Annotated in this window: 27 protein-coding genes; 1 reads left to right on the forward strand and 26 read right to left on the reverse strand. The window is 41.5% G+C overall.

The window, feature by feature from the left end; genetic code table 11:
• Positions 1–40: 40 nt before the first annotated feature.
• The 21 genes from C5N92_RS11160 to C5N92_RS04740 form a co-directional block, all read right to left on the reverse strand.
• Positions 41–292 carry a hypothetical protein gene (locus C5N92_RS11160; RefSeq protein ID WP_161494255.1) on the reverse strand — a complete coding sequence of 84 codons (252 nt, stop codon included), beginning with the start codon at positions 290–292 and terminating at the stop codon, positions 41–43.
• On the reverse strand, positions 219–3,584 hold the full coding sequence (locus C5N92_RS04650; protein ID WP_111749696.1) for a phage tail tape measure protein: 3,366 nt from the start codon (positions 3,582–3,584) through the stop codon (positions 219–221). Before C5N92_RS04650 ends, C5N92_RS11160 begins: the two co-directional genes overlap by 74 nt.
• 55 nt (positions 3,585–3,639) lie before the next feature.
• Entirely contained in the window at positions 3,640–3,840 is a 201-nt protein-coding gene (locus C5N92_RS04655) for a hypothetical protein (RefSeq protein ID WP_111749697.1), read from the reverse strand.
• A gap of 62 nt (positions 3,841–3,902) precedes the next feature.
• Positions 3,903–4,127, reverse strand: coding sequence for a DUF4035 domain-containing protein (locus tag C5N92_RS04660; protein WP_111749698.1), 225 nt, complete (start codon positions 4,125–4,127; stop codon positions 3,903–3,905).
• Between the two features lie 44 nt (positions 4,128–4,171).
• Complete coding sequence (locus C5N92_RS04665; protein ID WP_342767552.1) at positions 4,172–4,582, reverse strand: hypothetical protein; 411 nt, start codon at positions 4,580–4,582, stop codon at positions 4,172–4,174.
• An 80-nt stretch (positions 4,583–4,662) separates the two neighbouring features.
• On the reverse strand, positions 4,663–5,307 hold the full coding sequence (locus C5N92_RS04670; protein ID WP_111749700.1) for a phage tail protein: 645 nt from the start codon (positions 5,305–5,307) through the stop codon (positions 4,663–4,665).
• A gap of 2 nt (positions 5,308–5,309) precedes the next feature.
• A complete protein-coding gene (locus tag C5N92_RS04675; protein ID WP_111749701.1) occupies positions 5,310–5,657 on the reverse strand; it encodes a DUF3168 domain-containing protein in 348 nt (115 codons plus the stop codon).
• The gene (locus C5N92_RS04680; protein WP_111749702.1) at positions 5,654–6,133 is read right to left on the reverse strand and encodes an HK97-gp10 family putative phage morphogenesis protein; all 480 of its coding nucleotides are present in this window, start codon (positions 6,131–6,133) and stop codon (positions 5,654–5,656) included. The genes C5N92_RS04675 and C5N92_RS04680 overlap by 4 nt, the downstream gene beginning before the upstream one ends.
• Entirely contained in the window at positions 6,117–6,449 is a 333-nt protein-coding gene (locus C5N92_RS04685; RefSeq protein ID WP_111749703.1) for a phage head closure protein, read from the reverse strand. The genes C5N92_RS04680 and C5N92_RS04685 overlap by 17 nt, the downstream gene beginning before the upstream one ends.
• A 38-nt stretch (positions 6,450–6,487) precedes the next feature.
• Entirely contained in the window at positions 6,488–6,808 is a 321-nt protein-coding gene (locus tag C5N92_RS04690) for a head-tail connector protein (RefSeq protein WP_111749704.1), read from the reverse strand.
• Between the two features lie 38 nt (positions 6,809–6,846).
• Entirely contained in the window at positions 6,847–8,043 is a 1,197-nt protein-coding gene (locus C5N92_RS04695) for a phage major capsid protein (protein WP_111749705.1), read from the reverse strand.
• An 86-nt stretch (positions 8,044–8,129) separates the two neighbouring features.
• Positions 8,130–8,729, reverse strand: a complete 600-nt coding sequence (locus tag C5N92_RS04700) for an HK97 family phage prohead protease (protein WP_111749706.1) — start codon at positions 8,727–8,729, stop codon at positions 8,130–8,132.
• On the reverse strand, positions 8,722–9,939 hold the full coding sequence (locus tag C5N92_RS04705; protein WP_111749707.1) for a phage portal protein: 1,218 nt from the start codon (positions 9,937–9,939) through the stop codon (positions 8,722–8,724). The genes C5N92_RS04700 and C5N92_RS04705 overlap by 8 nt, the downstream gene beginning before the upstream one ends.
• On the reverse strand, positions 9,936–10,088 hold the full coding sequence (locus C5N92_RS11240) for a hypothetical protein (protein ID WP_165827747.1): 153 nt from the start codon (positions 10,086–10,088) through the stop codon (positions 9,936–9,938). The genes C5N92_RS04705 and C5N92_RS11240 overlap by 4 nt, the downstream gene beginning before the upstream one ends.
• A 44-nt stretch (positions 10,089–10,132) precedes the next feature.
• The gene (locus C5N92_RS04710; protein WP_111749708.1) at positions 10,133–11,836 is read right to left on the reverse strand and encodes a terminase large subunit; all 1,704 of its coding nucleotides are present in this window, start codon (positions 11,834–11,836) and stop codon (positions 10,133–10,135) included.
• On the reverse strand, positions 11,833–12,318 hold the full coding sequence (locus C5N92_RS04715) for a phage terminase small subunit P27 family (protein WP_111749709.1): 486 nt from the start codon (positions 12,316–12,318) through the stop codon (positions 11,833–11,835). Before C5N92_RS04715 ends, C5N92_RS04710 begins: the two co-directional genes overlap by 4 nt.
• Positions 12,319–12,427: 109 nt before the next feature.
• Positions 12,428–12,778, reverse strand: a complete 351-nt coding sequence (locus C5N92_RS04720) for an HNH endonuclease (RefSeq protein ID WP_111749710.1) — start codon at positions 12,776–12,778, stop codon at positions 12,428–12,430.
• A gap of 74 nt (positions 12,779–12,852) precedes the next feature.
• Entirely contained in the window at positions 12,853–13,068 is a 216-nt protein-coding gene (gene lysC, locus C5N92_RS04725) for an Rz1-like lysis system protein LysC (RefSeq protein WP_181015870.1), read from the reverse strand.
• Positions 13,031–13,387 carry a DUF2570 family protein gene (locus C5N92_RS04730; RefSeq protein ID WP_111749711.1) on the reverse strand — a complete coding sequence of 119 codons (357 nt, stop codon included), beginning with the start codon at positions 13,385–13,387 and terminating at the stop codon, positions 13,031–13,033. The genes lysC and C5N92_RS04730 overlap by 38 nt, the downstream gene beginning before the upstream one ends.
• The gene (locus C5N92_RS04735; protein ID WP_111749712.1) at positions 13,363–13,905 is read right to left on the reverse strand and encodes a lysozyme; all 543 of its coding nucleotides are present in this window, start codon (positions 13,903–13,905) and stop codon (positions 13,363–13,365) included. The genes C5N92_RS04730 and C5N92_RS04735 overlap by 25 nt, the downstream gene beginning before the upstream one ends.
• The gene (locus C5N92_RS04740) at positions 13,880–14,179 is read right to left on the reverse strand and encodes a hypothetical protein (RefSeq protein ID WP_181015871.1); all 300 of its coding nucleotides are present in this window, start codon (positions 14,177–14,179) and stop codon (positions 13,880–13,882) included. Before C5N92_RS04740 ends, C5N92_RS04735 begins: the two co-directional genes overlap by 26 nt.
• A 111-nt stretch (positions 14,180–14,290) precedes the next feature.
• Here C5N92_RS04740 and C5N92_RS04745 point away from each other — a divergent pair, with 111 nt between their 5' ends.
• The gene (locus tag C5N92_RS04745) at positions 14,291–14,740 is read left to right on the forward strand and encodes a hypothetical protein (protein WP_111749713.1); all 450 of its coding nucleotides are present in this window, start codon (positions 14,291–14,293) and stop codon (positions 14,738–14,740) included.
• Here the strand turns inward: C5N92_RS04745 and C5N92_RS11165 are convergent.
• The 5 genes from C5N92_RS11165 to C5N92_RS11245 form a co-directional block, all read right to left on the reverse strand.
• Positions 14,703–14,897, reverse strand: coding sequence for a hypothetical protein (locus C5N92_RS11165; protein WP_133254056.1), 195 nt, complete (start codon positions 14,895–14,897; stop codon positions 14,703–14,705). The two genes, C5N92_RS04745 and C5N92_RS11165, sit on opposite strands and share 38 nt — an antisense overlap.
• 195 nt (positions 14,898–15,092) lie before the next feature.
• Entirely contained in the window at positions 15,093–15,533 is a 441-nt protein-coding gene (locus C5N92_RS04750; RefSeq protein ID WP_161494254.1) for a hypothetical protein, read from the reverse strand.
• Positions 15,534–15,658: 125 nt separating this feature from the next.
• Positions 15,659–16,015, reverse strand: a complete 357-nt coding sequence (locus tag C5N92_RS04755; RefSeq protein WP_111749715.1) for a hypothetical protein — start codon at positions 16,013–16,015, stop codon at positions 15,659–15,661.
• Positions 16,005–16,358 (reverse strand): RusA family crossover junction endodeoxyribonuclease, encoded by a 354-nt coding sequence (locus C5N92_RS04760; RefSeq protein WP_111749716.1) that lies wholly within the window; start codon positions 16,356–16,358, stop codon positions 16,005–16,007. The genes C5N92_RS04755 and C5N92_RS04760 overlap by 11 nt, the downstream gene beginning before the upstream one ends.
• Positions 16,359–16,360: 2 nt before the next feature.
• On the reverse strand, positions 16,361–16,534 hold the full coding sequence (locus tag C5N92_RS11245; RefSeq protein ID WP_165827748.1) for a hypothetical protein: 174 nt from the start codon (positions 16,532–16,534) through the stop codon (positions 16,361–16,363).

Raw genomic sequence — 16,534 nt, forward strand, 5'->3', positions numbered from 1 at the left:
AAATCAGATTCAAGGGGGTTAGGGCTGATAGCAAAAGTTACTAATGCGCCAACATTCCGCCAGCTCGTCTTTCTCTGGATAGTACTTCTAGCACCTTGGCTTGAATTAAATTACCTAGCTGTTTGCCTTGTTGAGCTTGCTGTTCAACACTTGATTCGGCATTACCGTTTTTATCGATATTTACCGTGACCGTCACACTATTATGAGTTTCACCATTGCTAGCAAGCTGATGGTTGATGGTTGATGCTCGGTACTCTCGGCACAGCCACGCCACCACCGCTTGCAAAACCACGTTTGCCGTAGTTGAGATAATTGAGGTAATCCAAGCCAATTCGGCTTGTGGCTTCTTTGGTAATAACGTATTCGCCCTTGTGGACGATACCTGCAGGGGTAAACTTGCCGCCATCTCCTGTGTAGCCGCCTGTGGCCCAAGTCCCCATACCGTGAACCGCATTAGCATTTACCGTTGTTGTACCTCCAGCCCACCCACCAAAAGCACTGGATATAGCTCGAAAAATCAACATTTTTATGATCATATTAGAAATGTCTTTCAGAATAGATTGTGTCATTGATCGGAAATCAGCTTTACCTGTTGTAACAAGCTCCGTCATCGCATCAGACATCTGACCAAAGGCATTTACAGTAATGTTCTTCGTGTTTTCTGCCACATTTGTAATGTCGTCTTGAATAGTATTCCAACCCTGCTGCATACCTAATTTCCAGCTACTACGTGCTGTTTCTGCTTCTGCTTGAAGATTAGCGTGTCGCTCTTTAATTTTTGCAATTTCTTGATCAAGAATGGCAATATTTTCTTTACTCATATCCTGACGAAGTTTTGTCACCTCCAAATCAAGCTGATGATTAAACTGAATCAACTCTTGCTCTGTACGAGTTTTACCTAAGAGATCAATACCTAATTTCATTGCATCTAGAGATTCATTACTTTCAAATTTTAATTTGGCAATTGCAATTTTTTGGTTTTCTGAATCTATCTGAGAAGCAAGAACTTTGAGTTTTGCAATACCTTCTGAGCCATATCCAGCATATTTTTCCGCATTAAGTGTAATATCTTCCGTCAATTTTTTGACTTCTTGATATTGTGATACCTGACCAAACATCTCAATATCTTTAGTATTCGCTTTTAACTCAGACAAACGATACGACATCTCACCAAATTGTTTTTGGTAATCTTCACGAGATTTTTCCGCTTGTTTACGGACTTTCTCTGCTGCTTTCTCCGCTTCGGTTTTCTTAGGTTTCTTAGGCTTACCACCACCTTTAGGCTTATTATTGTACTGATATAAAAAACCTTCGGTATAGGACTTCATTAACGCATCAAAATCTGCACCTTGAAATTTATCACTATCAATTTGTAATTCTGCTTTAAGTTTCGCTGCTTCTGCAAAATTACCTGATTTTTCTAGTTGCTGGATTTTCAACTGTTTACTATTACGGTCGATAATTTTCTGTGCATCAGCCGAAATACCTGTGCTAACTTGTTGAAAATTTGCTACTGCAACCGCTGCTTGCAATGCAGTAGCCGCTACAGTACCGATTGCCCCAGCAAAGCTCAAAGCTTCTGTTGTTGCTGATGGGATCGCAAAAGTAAAATTACCAACAGATACATTCAAGCCATCAACCTTAATTTGCGATTGTTCTATATTCGGGAACAATTCTGCGAAACGATCTCGGAGTTCGGCGATTGGAATATGAGCTTTTAAATCCCTTTGCCATTCCAATGTCCGATTTAATTTATTTTGTTCGTTCTCTAAATCTGCAGTAACTATAATCAGTTTTTCTTTTTTCTCAGCTAACTCTTTTGCACTGAGAATACTCTCGAATAAGATGCCTGTCATCTCATCCATAGAACGATTTATTCCCGTTTCAATTTGCTGAATTAGCTTGTCCTGTTCTGCCTTTAAATTAGCAACACTTTCTTGTTGTGCTTCAATGGAGCGTTTCACTTTAATTAGTTCAGCAAAAGTTTGAGCTGCCGTCATTCGTTCAAGATTGCCACGTACCTGTTCAATAGAGTCTGCATAACGTAACGATGCTTCTGTGGCATCATTAGTGCTTGACGAGAACATATAGAGTAGAGAACTTGCCGTCGTTAAAATTGTAAGCCCCATCATAATAGGATTTGAAAGCATTGCTACCTTTAAGGCATTCATTTCAGCTTTTACGCCTGCCGTAATAGCACTAAATGCTGTCATTGCAATACCACTCGCTTTAGTACTTGCTGCAAAGGCTGATTGGGCGAACGCATTTTCTCGATAAGCTAAGCTTAATGCTTTTTTAGCTGCAGCTTGTTGCTGATCTAAGAATGTTTGCTTTTGTGTAAGTTCCGCACTAATCCGATCTAATGCTTGTAATTCGACTTGAATAGCTTTACGTTCTGCATAACTTGTAGCAGACAATGAGAGAATGCGTAACTTAGCTTGCTCCGCCTGAATTTGCGCTTGTGTCGCGACAACATCAGCTTGTTTTGACTGTATGCTTTGGTAAGTGGCTAATTGGGTTTGATAGGTAGCTTGTGTTTCCTGAGTAAGGGCTGCTAGTTTTTCATATTTTGCCGTAGTCTCTGCTTGAGTTGCTTTAATACTGTTATATTGACCTTGAATAACCGAACTCAATTTCCAGCTACCATAAGCAACACCAACGACAACGGCTGTTTTAGCTAGATCATCAAGATGTCTCGCTAATAATTCTGTCACCTTTACAGCTTTATCAGATACTCCAAGCGAAGTATCTAACTCTCCTACCCATTTTTGTGTAGCGGTCTGTAAATTTTGCATTGCCCCACTTACGGTGGTTGTCGTCTTGCTATAAAGTTCATCTACAGACGTTTTGGATTTTTCTAACCCTTGAATTATCTTGTCTGTTGTCAGTTTACCGTCATCAGACATCTTCTTCAATTCACCCATTGTAATACCAAGACCACGAGCAATTGCCTGTAGTACAGCAGGTGTTTGAGTCATAATAGAGTTGTATTCTTGCGATCGCATTTTACCCATTAAGAGCGTTTGGCTAAATTGCGTCAGGGAATTTTGAGCTTCTGAAGTACTTGCACCAGAAATTGCAACCGCTTTGGAAATTGTTTCTGTAATGCTAGCAACCTGTTGCTGATTGATACGAAGCTCTTTCGCATTCTGAGAGAATGAAGAATAAATAGCAGATACCGCTTGCGTTGATTGAGCGGTTTTTAGCGAAATATCGTACACATCCGCCATTGCTTTGGCGTGTTGCACTTCATTTTCAGTCACTAATTTTAATTTATTTGATAATTCTGTACTTTTATCTGCAATTTCAACAAAATTGGCCGCTAGACTTTTAATACGTTCAAAATTATCAATTTTGAAATTCCAACTCGATGTTTTATTGATATTATGAGCTGCATTTTCAATATTGTTTAAATACTGTGTTGTTCGCTCAGAGAACTCACGAACTTTCTTTTGTGCCGATGAAAAATTAGCTTCGAATTGCTTTACAAATTTTTTTGTTTCTTGATCAGACTTGCTTAATCCATTTTGAAATTGGATAGTTTCCAGATTCAGAATGATATTTAAACCACCCAAAGATGACATATTTCCCCCAATAAAAAAGCCCGCAATATGCGGGCTTTCGTATAAAGTTTAATAACTATTGATGATGCTGTTTATAAGCAATGTAAAAAAACCAAAAGCTAATAAAAATCATAACCGAAGCAATAGTTAATACTAATGTTCTAGAAGATAAGATATAAACTAGAGCTGACAATCCACCGATGATTATTGCTAAAGCAAGAAACATTCTGACAATACTCCCAATACCCCAAGCAAATAATTTGAATTCTTCTTTCATATCTATACCTCCATACGTATATGTTTTATATAGATAATTAATGTCGATTTCAAGTATTTTCACTATCTTTTTGCCAAATAATCCGCCACGCCGTCATCTTCTACTTCCACCGTCTGCTCATTAAAAAATGGCATATAATCCGCCAGTTTCGGTGGCTCGCCTTTCGGATCTCGGTTGATCATTGCAAGAATATGGGCGATTTGGGCGGTGCGATAATCTTCGCGCCACAAGCCGAATGGTTGCTCTTGGTAAAAAAGTTGATATTCAGCAAAGTGTTGCTCAGGCATTTGCTCTATTTCTTCTAGCGTTTTACCTAATGTAAGCGAAAGTGTTAGCTGGAACTTTCTTCGCTCGCTGAGTTTTTTGGTTCACCCGCCGATAAGGCTTCTGTAACAATTTCAAATACAGACTTATCTAATTTTGCCAGTTCTGCCAAGTCATCGTCATTTTCAGGATCAAATAAGTTATTTCCATTCTCGTCGCAAAGGCGAATTGCGATTTGACGTGTTAATGCGTGTTGGTCATATACATTTTTTAAAGCACCTTGTAATGCTTCTTCGTTTTCAAAATCAAGTTCAAGGCCCTGCTCTTGTGCCAATTTAATCAGGTGCTGACGTTGTCCAAAAATGTGTTTATTGGTTTCACCAACTGTAAGCTCACGCAGATAGTAGGTTGTGCCGTTGATGTCGATAGGTTGGGTTTTGGGTTTGTTTGAGAGAAGTTGTTCACGAAGTGTCATCATTTTTTCCTTTTTGGTGAGCTGAAAATAAAAAACCGCTTGTTACTTAATACAAGCGGTCAGTTTTTGCCAATTTTTTGCAATTAGGCTGGGAGTAAGTAATCACGCCCTGCAGGTTTAATGGATACCGAGCCGTCAAATTTACCTTTGACTTCACCACTAAAGCCGTTGCCTGATTCGATAAAACCACGACCGTAGGTTGTGCCGTTGTCGTTTGGCAACTCTAATTTGTATGGGAAGGTTTCTTTGTCGTAGAACAGTTTGCGTAGGCGTTTTTGCATTTCGGTACTTGGTGCGAAGAAGAAACTGAGTTTGAGAGAACCAAATTCAATTTCACCAGGTTCGGTTTCTGTGCCTTCTGAACATACCGTCGTTACATCTTCTGTTGTGAGCGTATCATCCGACTTTTCAATATTTTTAATCGCACAGAATTGGGCAGACCACTGTACCCGAGCTGCTTTCACGTTGGCATAGCTGGTTGGGAGATCTTTACCTACCCAATTCACTTCTTCGCAGAATTTGACTTTATCGCCACTGACAGAAAGCACAGGGTAAACACCATCAAGAGAGCCTGCACCAGTAATTTCAATGGCATCGCCTTTTTGATAGCCTGAGCTGGCAACGGTAATTTCATTAGTCGCAAGGGCAATGGCGGTAATCGCTTTTTGCCCCTCACGCCCTACGCCAATACGGAATTTTGTGCCTTTAAAGGGAGTTGTTTTTGCCATAGTTAGTTATCCTCATAAGCAATTTGGTAAGAAAACATTCGCCGATGGAGTTTGGTATCGGCTTCGTAGTCACTAAAATCTGACTGCCTTTCTGCAAATTCAAAGGCGGAATTGACCGCTTGCTGAATCGGTTTGCGTAGGCGAAAAATGTCGTCAGGATTTGGACTATATATGTCGATTTGTACGGTGAAATCGTCTAGATCACCATCTTCTAGTGCAGAATTTGGCGATATATTGGGAAATTGATAGACGATAACGGGGAAATTCCGATGATTGTCGGGGATCACTTCATAAAAACAATGCCCTGCCACCAACGGCGACAGGGCCGAATAGAGTGTTTGTTGAATCATTTGTTACCCTCATTGAGAATTTCAGTGCGTAAGGTGGAAATAATGGTATTAGCCGCTTGCTGTTTACTTTGTTCAAAGGCTGGTCTTAAAAAAGGTTTGGCGGGCATTTTGCTTGTGCCAAACTCGACAAACCGCCAATAAAACGGATCGTTTGGATTTTTTGCTCCGCTTTTGCCTGTTTTCCCTTTGAATTTTGCAATTTGCTTACCACTGAGGTTTTTAACAGAAATTAATGTGGTTGTTTTGCCGTTTTTACTGACTTTCGTCCGCTCAACAATGGAACGTTTGAGAGTGCCTTTTCGGCGGTGCGGTACGCTTTCTTGCAATACAGGAGCTTTGGCTCTGGCGGTATCTCGCACTATTCGCCCACCCGCTCGCATTGCTTTGGCTGAGATACGATTTCGTACCTTTTTATCTAGGGCTTGCAAGTTTTTCCCTAGCTCTTTGAGCCCATTAACTTTAACGCTCACGCTCATTTGCCACGTCCTTACACTGTAATAACAGCGTTTTGTTGAGTGATTTGTAGTTGATCACGCTGACGATGTCGTAAATCTGCTCGTTAAATACCACTCGCATTGTGCTATCCACATTAGGCAAATAACGTAGCCAAATTTGCGTGGTCACTTCCGACTGTATTTGCGCTTCTGCAAAATACTCTCTACCTGAGAGCGGTTTCACTTCCGCCCAAACGTGATGCACATCTAGCCATTCGGCAATAGTGGCACCATAATCGCTTGGGCGGTTACGTTGTTTCTGCAATGTAATGCGGTGGCGAAGTCTGCCGATGTTCAAAAATCCCCCTTAATCCCCCTTTGATAAAGAGAGAACGGTTAAAGTGTAATAAAGCGATACCGCTGAACAATGGCTTCTACGGTGGGTGGAATTGCAAAATTCGGTGAGTTATTTGCTTCATTCCAACCACTTCTGTTTTCGTAGTAGTGTGCTGTTAGCATTAAAATGGCTAATTTGAGATCATCATTGATTTCTAGAGCATCAGTCGGCGGTGGTGATGGTAATTTTTCAAACAAGGTGCGATTGGTTAAATTAGCGATGGTTGCTTTTGCTGAGTTCAGATAAGTTGTCAGCAGTTCATCTTCTAAATCGTGTTCAATGCGACACTGTTGTTTGACTTCATCAAGGGTAATTTTCATAACACCTCACAAATCAGGTGGGATTACCCCACCTGAAACTATTTACCCACTAAGGCTTTGATTGCCGAAGTATCTTCCAACACACAGTCGAAACGGTGGAAGGCTAAGAAACCAACCTGATCAAATTCCGCATAGCGTTCTACAAGACGTTTTAAGGTCATATAAGATACTCGGCGGACGATGAAACGATTGAAATCGCCTAAGTAGATGAATTTATTACCTGTACCAATATCTTTGATACCTTGGTCGATAACATATTGGTGGCCTAAAATGGTGGCTGGGGCAACACCACGAATATCAGGCAACCAAATTGGGCGTTTTTGTGCATCTTCCATTTCTTGTAAAAGGCGGAAGGTGTTGTCGTTAAAGGCTAAACGAGTGTTGCCTGCGCCACGATAGGCAGGGTCGATAGAGTGAATTAAGGCATTGATGTCTTTCCAGTCCACTTTACCTGCAGCCGCTGCGGTGGTTGTACCCGTTACACTCACTTCTAAGCCTTTTGGTTGAGCAGGCGAACCTACACCTGTGCCTTGAATTAAGAACTTCGCTTCTGCACGGCCGATACGCTCAGCAATGCGTTGAGCAAGGTAGCCTTCAATATCAATCGCACTGTCTTGCAACAATTCGTTTGAAACACGAATAATTTTAGACGTGAGTTTTTTCACACCTAAGTTTGCCACACCAAAACTGGTATCCATTTCGGTCGCAGCTTGGTTTTCGCCAATCAACTCACCAATTTCAGCGGTACTATCTGCAGTGATCCATTCGATATTGCGACCATCTGATGTGGTAAGAATTTTACTGACTGAAGCAATACCACCATAGGCTTTCATCTGTTCAACAATGCGTGCTTGAAACTCTTTGGGTACGGTGTAGCCACCGTGTTCATTGGTGCCAACAGATTGAGCACGCATTTCCGCCAAGATCTTACGCTGTTCAGGCGACATATCCGCCATACCACGACGTAGGAACTCGTCAAAGACATTGCCTTGTTCTTCTTGCGCTTGACGTTTGTCATCTTGTGGTGGTGGCGTTTCTTCGACAAAGGTTTTGTCTAAGGCTCGTAAATCTTCTTCACGCTGAATTTGAGTGTCGAGATTATCGAGTTCCTTTTTCATATTTTCCCAAGTGGTGCGTTGATCGACCGTCCATTCGTTTTCACCAATGGTTTCGTGTAGATTACGCATATTTCCAGCAAGGGCGGTACGTTTTTGTTGAAGTTCTTTTAAACTCATAGTGGTTTCCTTTTTGATGAAGTGGGAATAAAAAAACGGTCAGACTTGCAAAAAACTGGCAATATCTGACCGCTTGTAAGGCAAAATTAAGCTGAAATCAGCTGTAAAAAACGCTCCCGAGCGGAGCGTTGATTGATAGCATTTTTGATTGCACCTGAATGACGTGCTTCTTTCCACGCTTCCAGTGAGCGAAGGGTACTGCTTGCTTCTTGGTAAGCGGGATAGGTGACGGGGCTAACATCGTACAGTCGGGAAATTTTGTGGATTTCACGAATGATCACGCCATCATCGTTTTCATACCATTCGTCGCCATTACGGGCAATGCGGAATGCAAACGACGATTGCGTGATGTCACCACGTTGCAATGGGGCAATCACTAAATCCCGAATGGTTGGGGTATCAGGGGCGGTGATGTCGTATTTTAAGCCTGTTTCATCAACGGATAGGCTTAATGTTCCTGCAGTGCTTCTGCCTAAAATGAAGTTTGGATCGTGGTTAAATAAGCCACGCACATCATCATTTAGGCAATCATCAAATGCGCCTGGCATAATAATTTCACGAAAGCCCCACATGACTTCTGATTTGCTGTTAAATACCGAGCCATAACCGATAATATGCGTGGGTTCATCTTCTCGTTTTTCTGCTCGGACTTCGCCGAGATAAGATCGTTTTTCAATATCACTCATTCGGTTGCTCCTGTTGGTTGTTATCTTTGATTTGTTGTGCGGCATTGACGCTGACAAGAAACTCGTCTAAGCCTTCTACTGGGTTCATATCTTCAAACATTCGGGCTTCGTTACGGCTCATCCAACCGTCTATGATGGCATTATGGTAGAACGCAGCACGCTCTGTTGGTGTGCCACGCATAATGCCTGATAGATTAAATTTGACGAAATAGCCTGCTTTTCTTTCCGCTTGTGTGAAGACTTTGCGATTGATCTCTTGCTCCCAATTCACAATCCAAGGCATTAGACTGTATCGGATAAATTGGATAGTTTGCTCGGAAATGTTAGAAAAGGTGGCTTTTTCTAAGTCGTTGATCATATGCGCTGGCACATTGAAAATCCCTGCAATCTCTGAGCGGTTGAGCTTCATCATTGAGAGTAATTCGGTATCCACTGGCGAAATTGTCAGTGCCTTGTAGTCTAAGTCTGCTGGTAAGAGAATGGTTTTGTTCTCTTTTTTGCGTAACTCTAACTGTGCCTTTTCCCACATTTTTTTGAAGTTATCCCACGCACTGGCATTCACTTGCTGTTTCATTGTGACAATACCAGAGGGGCGAGCATTCCCATTGAAAAAGCCTTTGGCAAAATCTCGTGCATCTAGCCCTAAACCAATGGTTTCAGCGTGTTGCTGAATCACTGATTTTCCCTGTTTAAGTGATGTTCCCAATGCTTTAATGTGGATCATCTCATCAGGGTTGATGGCTAAAGTTTCATCTTCATTGTAATAGCCATAGACATAGCGATTACCATTTTTGAGCAGTTGTACAAGCCAAGGCTCACGAGTTTCAAGGCTAGTCACTTCGCCTTTTTTATTGCGTTCAATATGTAAGTAGGCATTGCCATAGAGTAATACCGCACTTTGGTTATATTCCCGCATTTTGTAGGACGTTTGCCAGAAATTCGGGCTGTCGTGCAGTAGGTAGAACAGTGGGTGATCTCTAGCCCCTTCAATTTTGTCTTTCTCTTTGCGTAAAACGTGTAGCGGTAATTGAGCCAGTGAGCTTGCTAATACATTGACACAGGCGTAAACCGCTGCCGATTTCATCGCAAGATCAGGGCTAACCGTTCTCCCGATACCTCCACCAAAGAGTTCATCAACGGCATTTTCTGCCGAGAGTGGTATTTGCGGATTTTCTAGCGAGCGTGGCTCGAAAAGTTGGTCGAAAATCATCGTTTACTCCGTGCGGAAAATAAGGCATAAAGCAACAGTAGCCCACCGCCAACCATTAAGGCAATCGGTAAGCCAAACTGCAGATAAACGCCATAGCAAAGCATTGCTGTGCCAGCAATACCGACAAGATCAGTGAGAAAGTTTTTCATAGGATTTCCGTTACAAGCGGTCAAATATTGGGTGATTTTTGCAATTACAACGTTAGAATTTCATCAGGCATATAGCCGTCATCATCATTGAGCATTAGCCGCCCGATTGCCATCATTAAGCCAACTGCTCCGTCAATTTTGTTTTCGGGAATTTCTTTGACGGGGCGGACAATATCATCATTCCCTGCTGTATATTTACCGACCACATTCCCGATACACCACGTCATAATCGGATTGCCGTCGTGATGAAATCTGCCCGCTTCGATAGCAGCTTCAAGTTCTTTCATTGGGTCAGATAAGTTGGTGTAGTTTTGGGTAATGGTTATCGGATTTAAGCCTTCGTCCGCTAAGTCGTGGCTGATAGCGATTGCACCGTGTGGGTCAATCGGGCAAGCAACGACTTTATGCTCTTTGTTGGTATCTTTGATGCTTTCCAAGATCTCTCGGTAATCGACTTCTGCACCGTCTGTTGCAGTAAGATGTCCGCTTACTACCCATTTTTGATATTTATCCACCACTCGTTTAAGCGCTGTGTCTGTGCTGAAAATGGTATCTTCTGGCACGAAAAATTTTGGGGCAATACAGTAATAGTGGCGTTTGCCGTCTATTATTCGGGTAAATACTGGCACTAGGCTATTCATATCGAGCTTGCGAGCCATATCTAAGCCGAGTACCACATCTTCGCCAGCAAAATCATCAAGGGTTAGGCTGTCATCACGACAATTTTCCCAACTCACCATATTGAAGAAACTCTCTTTTGCCGATACCCAAACATTTAGGTGTTTGGTTTTGAATTTGTTGGTAAAGCGTGGGTTATTGATCGCCTGTTTTTGTTGGCTTTCAAGGTAATCACCATAAACAGAAATATCAAAATTGGGGTTGGCTTTGCGTAAGATGACTGGATCAGTCCAGTCGTCATCTTCATCAATGGTGTAAATCATTCCAAACAATTCATCATTCGGGGTTGTACCATTGAGCATATCAATCACTTCTCGACGTTTGTCGTAGCACGGCCCTTCGATGTTGTAACCTGCAGTGGTGATGATCCACATTAGCGGTTGTTTTCTTGCCCCCATACCTGTGAGCATAGTTGTATAAAGTTCATCATCTTTGTGTTCGTGATATTCATCGACTATCGCACAGCTTGGGGATTGCCCATCGCCTGGTGTGCCGATTAAGGGTTCAAAGCGTGAACCATCGGCTGGTCGGTTCAGGTTTGATGCGTTTACTTCAATGCCAAATGTTTGGCGAAGTAAGTCGGTGTTTTTACACATTAGCCGAGCAGGTCGGAAAACTTCCCACGCTTGCTTTTCTGTGGTTGCCCCTGAATAGATTTCTGCACCAAATTCGTTATCCATACAGAACATATATAGCCCTACGCCTGCGGAAATCGCTGACTTGCCGTTTTTGCGTGGAATTTCGGTATAAACTTGGCGATATTTACGTAAGTTGTTGGATTTTCGCAACCAGCCAAAGGCATTAGCAATAATGAATAATTGCCACGCTTCAAGGGTGATACTTTGTCGCCGCATTGCCCATTCGCCCTTGGTGTGAGGTAAGTATTGGATAAACTTACACGCCTTTTCCGCTTTTTCATTGTCGAAATGGTAGGGGAACGCAAGATCTTGCTGTTTTTCCAAGTCGTCTAAATGGCGTTGGCAGGCTTTTTTGATGTAACGGCAAGCGGCAATTTTGCCAGATACGACATCTTGGGCGTATTTGTTAGCTTTTTCTACGTTATTCATCATTGTAATAGCTCTGCGAATGGGTTGTTGTGTGCTTCATCTGCTTTACCGATAAGCCGTTGGCGACTACTTGGGTCTAAGCCGAGTAGTGATCCGAACGTGGACATTTGGCGAACAGCTTCATTAAACACGGTAAAGGCTGGATTTTTTGATAATCCGCCATTACCGTTCTCAACAAAAGTGCCATACTTATCAATGTCCTTACAGGCAATGTTGCGGTTTTGGTAGGCAAGGCAGTAGTTGGCAACGGTTTCAAGATCCGTTTGGAATAGTACGCCTTGCGGAAGTAATTCTTTCAATAAAAAAGCCCACATTCGCTTGCCATCTTCATTGAGTTGGGGTGGTGGTGGGCTGTGTTCGTTAAATTCGCTGAATTGGGGTTCGTTTTCATTCAGCTTGCGTTTACCAGGGTTGCCTCGACGTTCTTTCACTTTCGTCGGGGTGGGTTTTCTACCTCGCCCTGGCGTAGTGGCTTTTCCTGTCATTTGGCATTTACCCTAAAATTTTAATTTTGCGGTTGTAAAAATTGAGTTCCGGGGGCGGTTTTTGGGGCAAAAGGTGGTAGAGATTTACCCCCCCCACCTTGATAGAACGTCATCTCAATCTCTCTCGAGCAGTTTTATTTTTGTGACATGCATCACATAAACTTTGTAAATTGGATAATGAATCTGTTCCACCGTGAGCTTTTGCCACAATATGATCGACCGTTGTTGCTGTCACATATAAGCCTTTGCTTAAACAGCTTTGGCAGAGATAACTGTCTCGTTCGAGCACAAAGCCTCTTAGCTTACGCCATTCAGCACCGTAACCACGTTGCGTTGCTGTTCTACCTTTCTGATGTCGTTGCCAACCGCAACCACGATGTTGCTCACAATATCCACTACGATCTGTCGTAATATGTGGGCAACCTTGTTTGCGACAGGCTTTTGCGATACGTGGTGGCATAATTACCCTTACTAAATTATTAAAAAAAGAGCGATCATCTGACCGCTCTCTATCGTGACACAAACGTTAATCAGCTATTTAAACCCTTGCTTAGTTCGTGCTTGCCACTCTCTAATGCTATCAATCTGACCCGCACACAAGTCACGCTCTCCCATCACTTTGACAAGATACTCGATAGCATCGCCATAGGTTGTGCCACTAAACTCTGACCGCTCACACTGCACTAAAAAGGCTTGCGGTGGATATAAATACTCAATCTTTGTCCTTGCTGTGCAACTGCTTAAGCTCATCGACAACAGGGCGAGGCAAAGCAGTAACGCCACACGGCTCTTTCTGTAAAATAGATTTAATCTGTTCATTACTCTGCTCCACCTGCTTTCGTAGTTTATTTGCAACGTTTTGCTGATATTCAACCGCTTGTCGCTCTTGTTGCAGTTGCATTGTCAGCTTATTGTTTGCTTCTTGCTGTTGCTCAATGGTTTGGGCTTGCGTCTGGTTCTCGGCTGTTAATGCACTTATCCTCTGTGACTGACCCCACGACCACGCACACAAGCCCAAAATCACAATGGCACAAACGCCATAAATTAGTTGGTTAAACCTGCTAAACATAATGTACGCTCTTTCTCACGACGGATTTCTAAACCGCGCAATTTCTTGCCACCCGCGTAAACCCACTTAGGCAATTCATTACACGCACCTACATAATCGCCACTACGGATTTTGCGGAAGAAAGTGGATTTACTCGTTGCACCACACCCAACATTAAACGTCAGCGAAGTAGCAACATCAAACACCGACTGCGGAATATCACCACCGTTTGCGTAACGGTTCACACATTTTTCCGCATTTTTAATATCGACCAACCAACGCTCAGCAATCTCTTTGTCTGTGTAAACTTTTCTTTCAATCTTACCGCTTGACGCTTCCGTTGAACCAATACCAACAGTAAGCACATTTGCAGGACACAAATAAGGCTCACGTTTACAACCTTCTGCATCGCCGATAATCTCAAGCCCTTGCTGACTTGTACGAAATTGACCGTGAAAATCTGTATTTAACACCGCAATAATGGCACTGACAAAACAAACCCCACCGCCAAATTTACCTAGTGTTTTTATTCGGCTCATCTCTTAATCCTCTTGAGAGTTGTTGTTTACGTATCTGATGCATTTCTTCAAGGTGGCGCATCTCTGCTTTATGCTTTTCTTCAGCCCTTTCTTCTTGGCGTTTTTTTATTTTCCCTTCTCGGCATTTTGAGTACATATTAACTAGCGCTGTAATAATCCCTAGAGCCAAACTAATGAACATTAAATTTTGTTGTTCGCCTAACCATGCTAACCAACCTGTAAGCCCATTCCATGCATAGCTCTGCATTCCTGCATCTCTCATAGCATTTTTCATACCTTAGCCCTCATATCAGGCAATAAAAAAGCCCAGTCCGTAAAGACTGAGCTTGGTTAAAAAATCTGCTAGAATATTGTTCCCCAACAAATAAACTAGCAGAGGTTTAAAATGATTGACCATAATACAATTATTAATTCTATTCCATATCCTATAAGATCATTTTTTGAAATAGAATCAATGGAGTTTGAAGATAATGAACAATATCAAACAGCAATTAAGGCGTTTATAACAGCTGTAGATATTATAAACTCTCACTGCCACATTAACAAAAAGGTAGTTTTAATTTTTGGTTCGAGACAAATGCAAGTTGACATTGATGGAATACCTTTTTCATACTACATCCCACAACCAGCACTACATCTTCACATAAGAAATTTCATCTACCTTAATGTAGTGGAATCATCTACTCTTTCTTATGAATCTCAAGTAGGGGCATATTTAGAAGAATTAGTTCACGCTTTCATGAATGCTCGCAATGAAGAACTAACACATAAAATTGTTGAATTACTGTACCCTTGTGTCAAGCACTCTGCGGAATATGGTTTTGTGAGACGTTGAATTTATTCACCTCTATACTAGAGGTGATAATTTTACCATTGCACTCAACTGGATTTTGCGGGTATAAAACATTGATATTATCTCGAAGTGCCTTGAGCAAATACTCTGGCACTTCTTCGCCATTGATTTTAATTTTATCGCCTAATGTAATTTCCATCCCTTCCCCCAAACAAAAAACCCCAAGCATTTCTGCTCAGGGTTACAAAATTATTTCGCTTTCTCTCGCTTGTACGAGTTGCAAGCATAGCTGAAATGTATCAACTTTAGTGCGCACTTGCAACTACTTTTTATCTCTAGACATCTGGGAAAAGCTTACCACTAAAATAAAGTCCACTAAGTTAGAAACTCATAATTATTTTTCATGCAACAATAGCTTACTTTCTTGAACTCCTTTTTTACCAACTTCTGCTGACACTTCTTGAAGTTTATTTCTTGCAGCAAATACGCCCATTTTAACTTCTTGCCATACGAATTTGATTGTATTTGGTAATAAATTGACTGTAAGGATACTTGTACCTTCCGCTGCAATACCTTCAACTTTATGCTCACCTGCAGGTAAATTTTTCATAATATAAGTTTTGGGTCCTGTTGTAGCTACACGATGATTATCAATCAAAATATCCATATTAATAGCCCCGCCAAAATTTTCATTGCGGTAAACGTATAAATTTGCTGTATTATCCGTTGGGACAACAAATTGTTTAGCTTTAGCGTCATCTTCAACTGTTGCTTTAGGACCACCCGCACAACCAACAATTAATAGAGATGTTAAGATAAGTAATAATTTTTTCATTGTAAGATCTCCCTTAAAAAAACGCACTAAATCTATACAATTTTTGATTATAAATCCGTGATGCATCTCACAAATTTGACATATTTTTACAAAAAAAACCACCGTAGAACGGTGGCTTATTTATGTCATACCCAAACCTGAATATCTCTACCTATAATACCGCCAGTCACAAATGCTTTAGCGTAAGCAAGATAAGTAAAATAAGTTCTACGATTTAAATTTAATGATTTGTAACTCTCTACATCATCCTGAACTTTAATGTATTTATTACGCAAAATCTGAAATTGCGTGATGTCATGATCGTACAAGGCAATAAATAATTTATCGATTGCAAAAAAAGTATCGTCCGACAATCTGATAGATGACGTTCCCTGATATTTGCTTTCTCGACAAAAACTTTCCATGGTTGGATAACCTTTACACCCCTTCTCTCTCGCCATTTGTCCCCAAATAATCAACACCGAATGAATATTAATGACCATGTTCAATCTCCTTAATCATCACCACGACTTTGCCGTCTTGTACTGGGGCGAGTTTTTCCGCCACTAATTTATACACCAAGCTATCATCAGCAATTACACCAGACTTGGTTAAACCGTCTAACAATGCTTTGAAAATATTATCAATGTCACGTTTACGGTTATCTGGTGGGTAAATATCAATTTTGAGCTCTACTCTCCCTTTGAATTTTTTTGCATGTTTTGTTTGCCAAATCACCGCTTGTTGAAATGCTTTGCCTTTTGGGGTCACATAATGAATCCCATTGCGAGTATGCTTCCAATAGTGATTCACCGTTGGCGGATAAGGTAGCTCTAACGTAACCATACTTATTCGCTCCCTTTGAGTTTTGGCTCTAACTCATTTTCAGCCCACCGTTTACCACAACGAAACCCTGTACACTCAAACGGTTTGATGCGGTCTACTTCGTCTTTTTCTGCATAGTTCCGCCAATCTTTCATATCTGCCCCACAACAAGGGCATTTCAATACATATACGCCCAT

Origin of the sequence: Glaesserella australis (genome assembly GCF_003260095.1) — a bacterium.
Taxonomy (GTDB): Bacteria; Pseudomonadota; Gammaproteobacteria; order Enterobacterales; family Pasteurellaceae; genus Glaesserella; species Glaesserella australis.

Coding starts and splice junctions, on each gene's coding strand:
- C5N92_RS04650 (WP_111749696.1), bottom strand. CDS start 3,584: ATGTCATCTTTGGGTGGTTTAAATATCATTCTGAATCTGGAAACTATC.
- C5N92_RS04665 (WP_342767552.1), bottom strand. CDS start 4,582: ATGATGACACTTCGTGAACAACTTCTCTCAAACAAACCCAAAACCCAA.
- C5N92_RS04690 (WP_111749704.1), bottom strand. CDS start 6,808: ATGAAAATTACCCTTGATGAAGTCAAACAACAGTGTCGCATTGAACAC.
- C5N92_RS04760 (WP_111749716.1), bottom strand. CDS start 16,358: ATGGTTACGTTAGAGCTACCTTATCCGCCAACGGTGAATCACTATTGG.
- C5N92_RS04750 (WP_161494254.1), bottom strand. CDS start 15,533: ATGAAAAAATTATTACTTATCTTAACATCTCTATTAATTGTTGGTTGT.
- C5N92_RS04720 (WP_111749710.1), bottom strand. CDS start 12,778: ATGCCACCACGTATCGCAAAAGCCTGTCGCAAACAAGGTTGCCCACAT.
- C5N92_RS04745 (WP_111749713.1), top strand. CDS start 14,291: ATGATTGACCATAATACAATTATTAATTCTATTCCATATCCTATAAGA.
- C5N92_RS11245 (WP_165827748.1), bottom strand. CDS start 16,534: ATGGGCGTATATGTATTGAAATGCCCTTGTTGTGGGGCAGATATGAAA.
- C5N92_RS04730 (WP_111749711.1), bottom strand. CDS start 13,387: ATGTTTAGCAGGTTTAACCAACTAATTTATGGCGTTTGTGCCATTGTG.
- C5N92_RS04755 (WP_111749715.1), bottom strand. CDS start 16,015: ATGGTCATTAATATTCATTCGGTGTTGATTATTTGGGGACAAATGGCG.
- C5N92_RS04675 (WP_111749701.1), bottom strand. CDS start 5,657: ATGATTCAACAAACACTCTATTCGGCCCTGTCGCCGTTGGTGGCAGGG.
- C5N92_RS04655 (WP_111749697.1), bottom strand. CDS start 3,840: ATGAAAGAAGAATTCAAATTATTTGCTTGGGGTATTGGGAGTATTGTC.
- C5N92_RS11240 (WP_165827747.1), bottom strand. CDS start 10,088: ATGAAAAACTTTCTCACTGATCTTGTCGGTATTGCTGGCACAGCAATG.
- C5N92_RS04715 (WP_111749709.1), bottom strand. CDS start 12,318: ATGACAGGAAAAGCCACTACGCCAGGGCGAGGTAGAAAACCCACCCCG.
- C5N92_RS04680 (WP_111749702.1), bottom strand. CDS start 6,133: ATGAGCGTGAGCGTTAAAGTTAATGGGCTCAAAGAGCTAGGGAAAAAC.
- C5N92_RS04735 (WP_111749712.1), bottom strand. CDS start 13,905: ATGAGCCGAATAAAAACACTAGGTAAATTTGGCGGTGGGGTTTGTTTT.
- C5N92_RS04710 (WP_111749708.1), bottom strand. CDS start 11,836: ATGATGAATAACGTAGAAAAAGCTAACAAATACGCCCAAGATGTCGTA.
- C5N92_RS04660 (WP_111749698.1), bottom strand. CDS start 4,127: ATGCCTGAGCAACACTTTGCTGAATATCAACTTTTTTACCAAGAGCAA.
- C5N92_RS04740 (WP_181015871.1), bottom strand. CDS start 14,179: ATGAAAAATGCTATGAGAGATGCAGGAATGCAGAGCTATGCATGGAAT.
- C5N92_RS04705 (WP_111749707.1), bottom strand. CDS start 9,939: ATGATTTTCGACCAACTTTTCGAGCCACGCTCGCTAGAAAATCCGCAA.
- C5N92_RS04695 (WP_111749705.1), bottom strand. CDS start 8,043: ATGAGTTTAAAAGAACTTCAACAAAAACGTACCGCCCTTGCTGGAAAT.
- lysC (WP_181015870.1), bottom strand. CDS start 13,068: ATGAGCTTAAGCAGTTGCACAGCAAGGACAAAGATTGAGTATTTATAT.
- C5N92_RS11165 (WP_133254056.1), bottom strand. CDS start 14,897: ATGGAAATTACATTAGGCGATAAAATTAAAATCAATGGCGAAGAAGTG.
- C5N92_RS04700 (WP_111749706.1), bottom strand. CDS start 8,729: ATGAGTGATATTGAAAAACGATCTTATCTCGGCGAAGTCCGAGCAGAA.
- C5N92_RS04670 (WP_111749700.1), bottom strand. CDS start 5,307: ATGGCAAAAACAACTCCCTTTAAAGGCACAAAATTCCGTATTGGCGTA.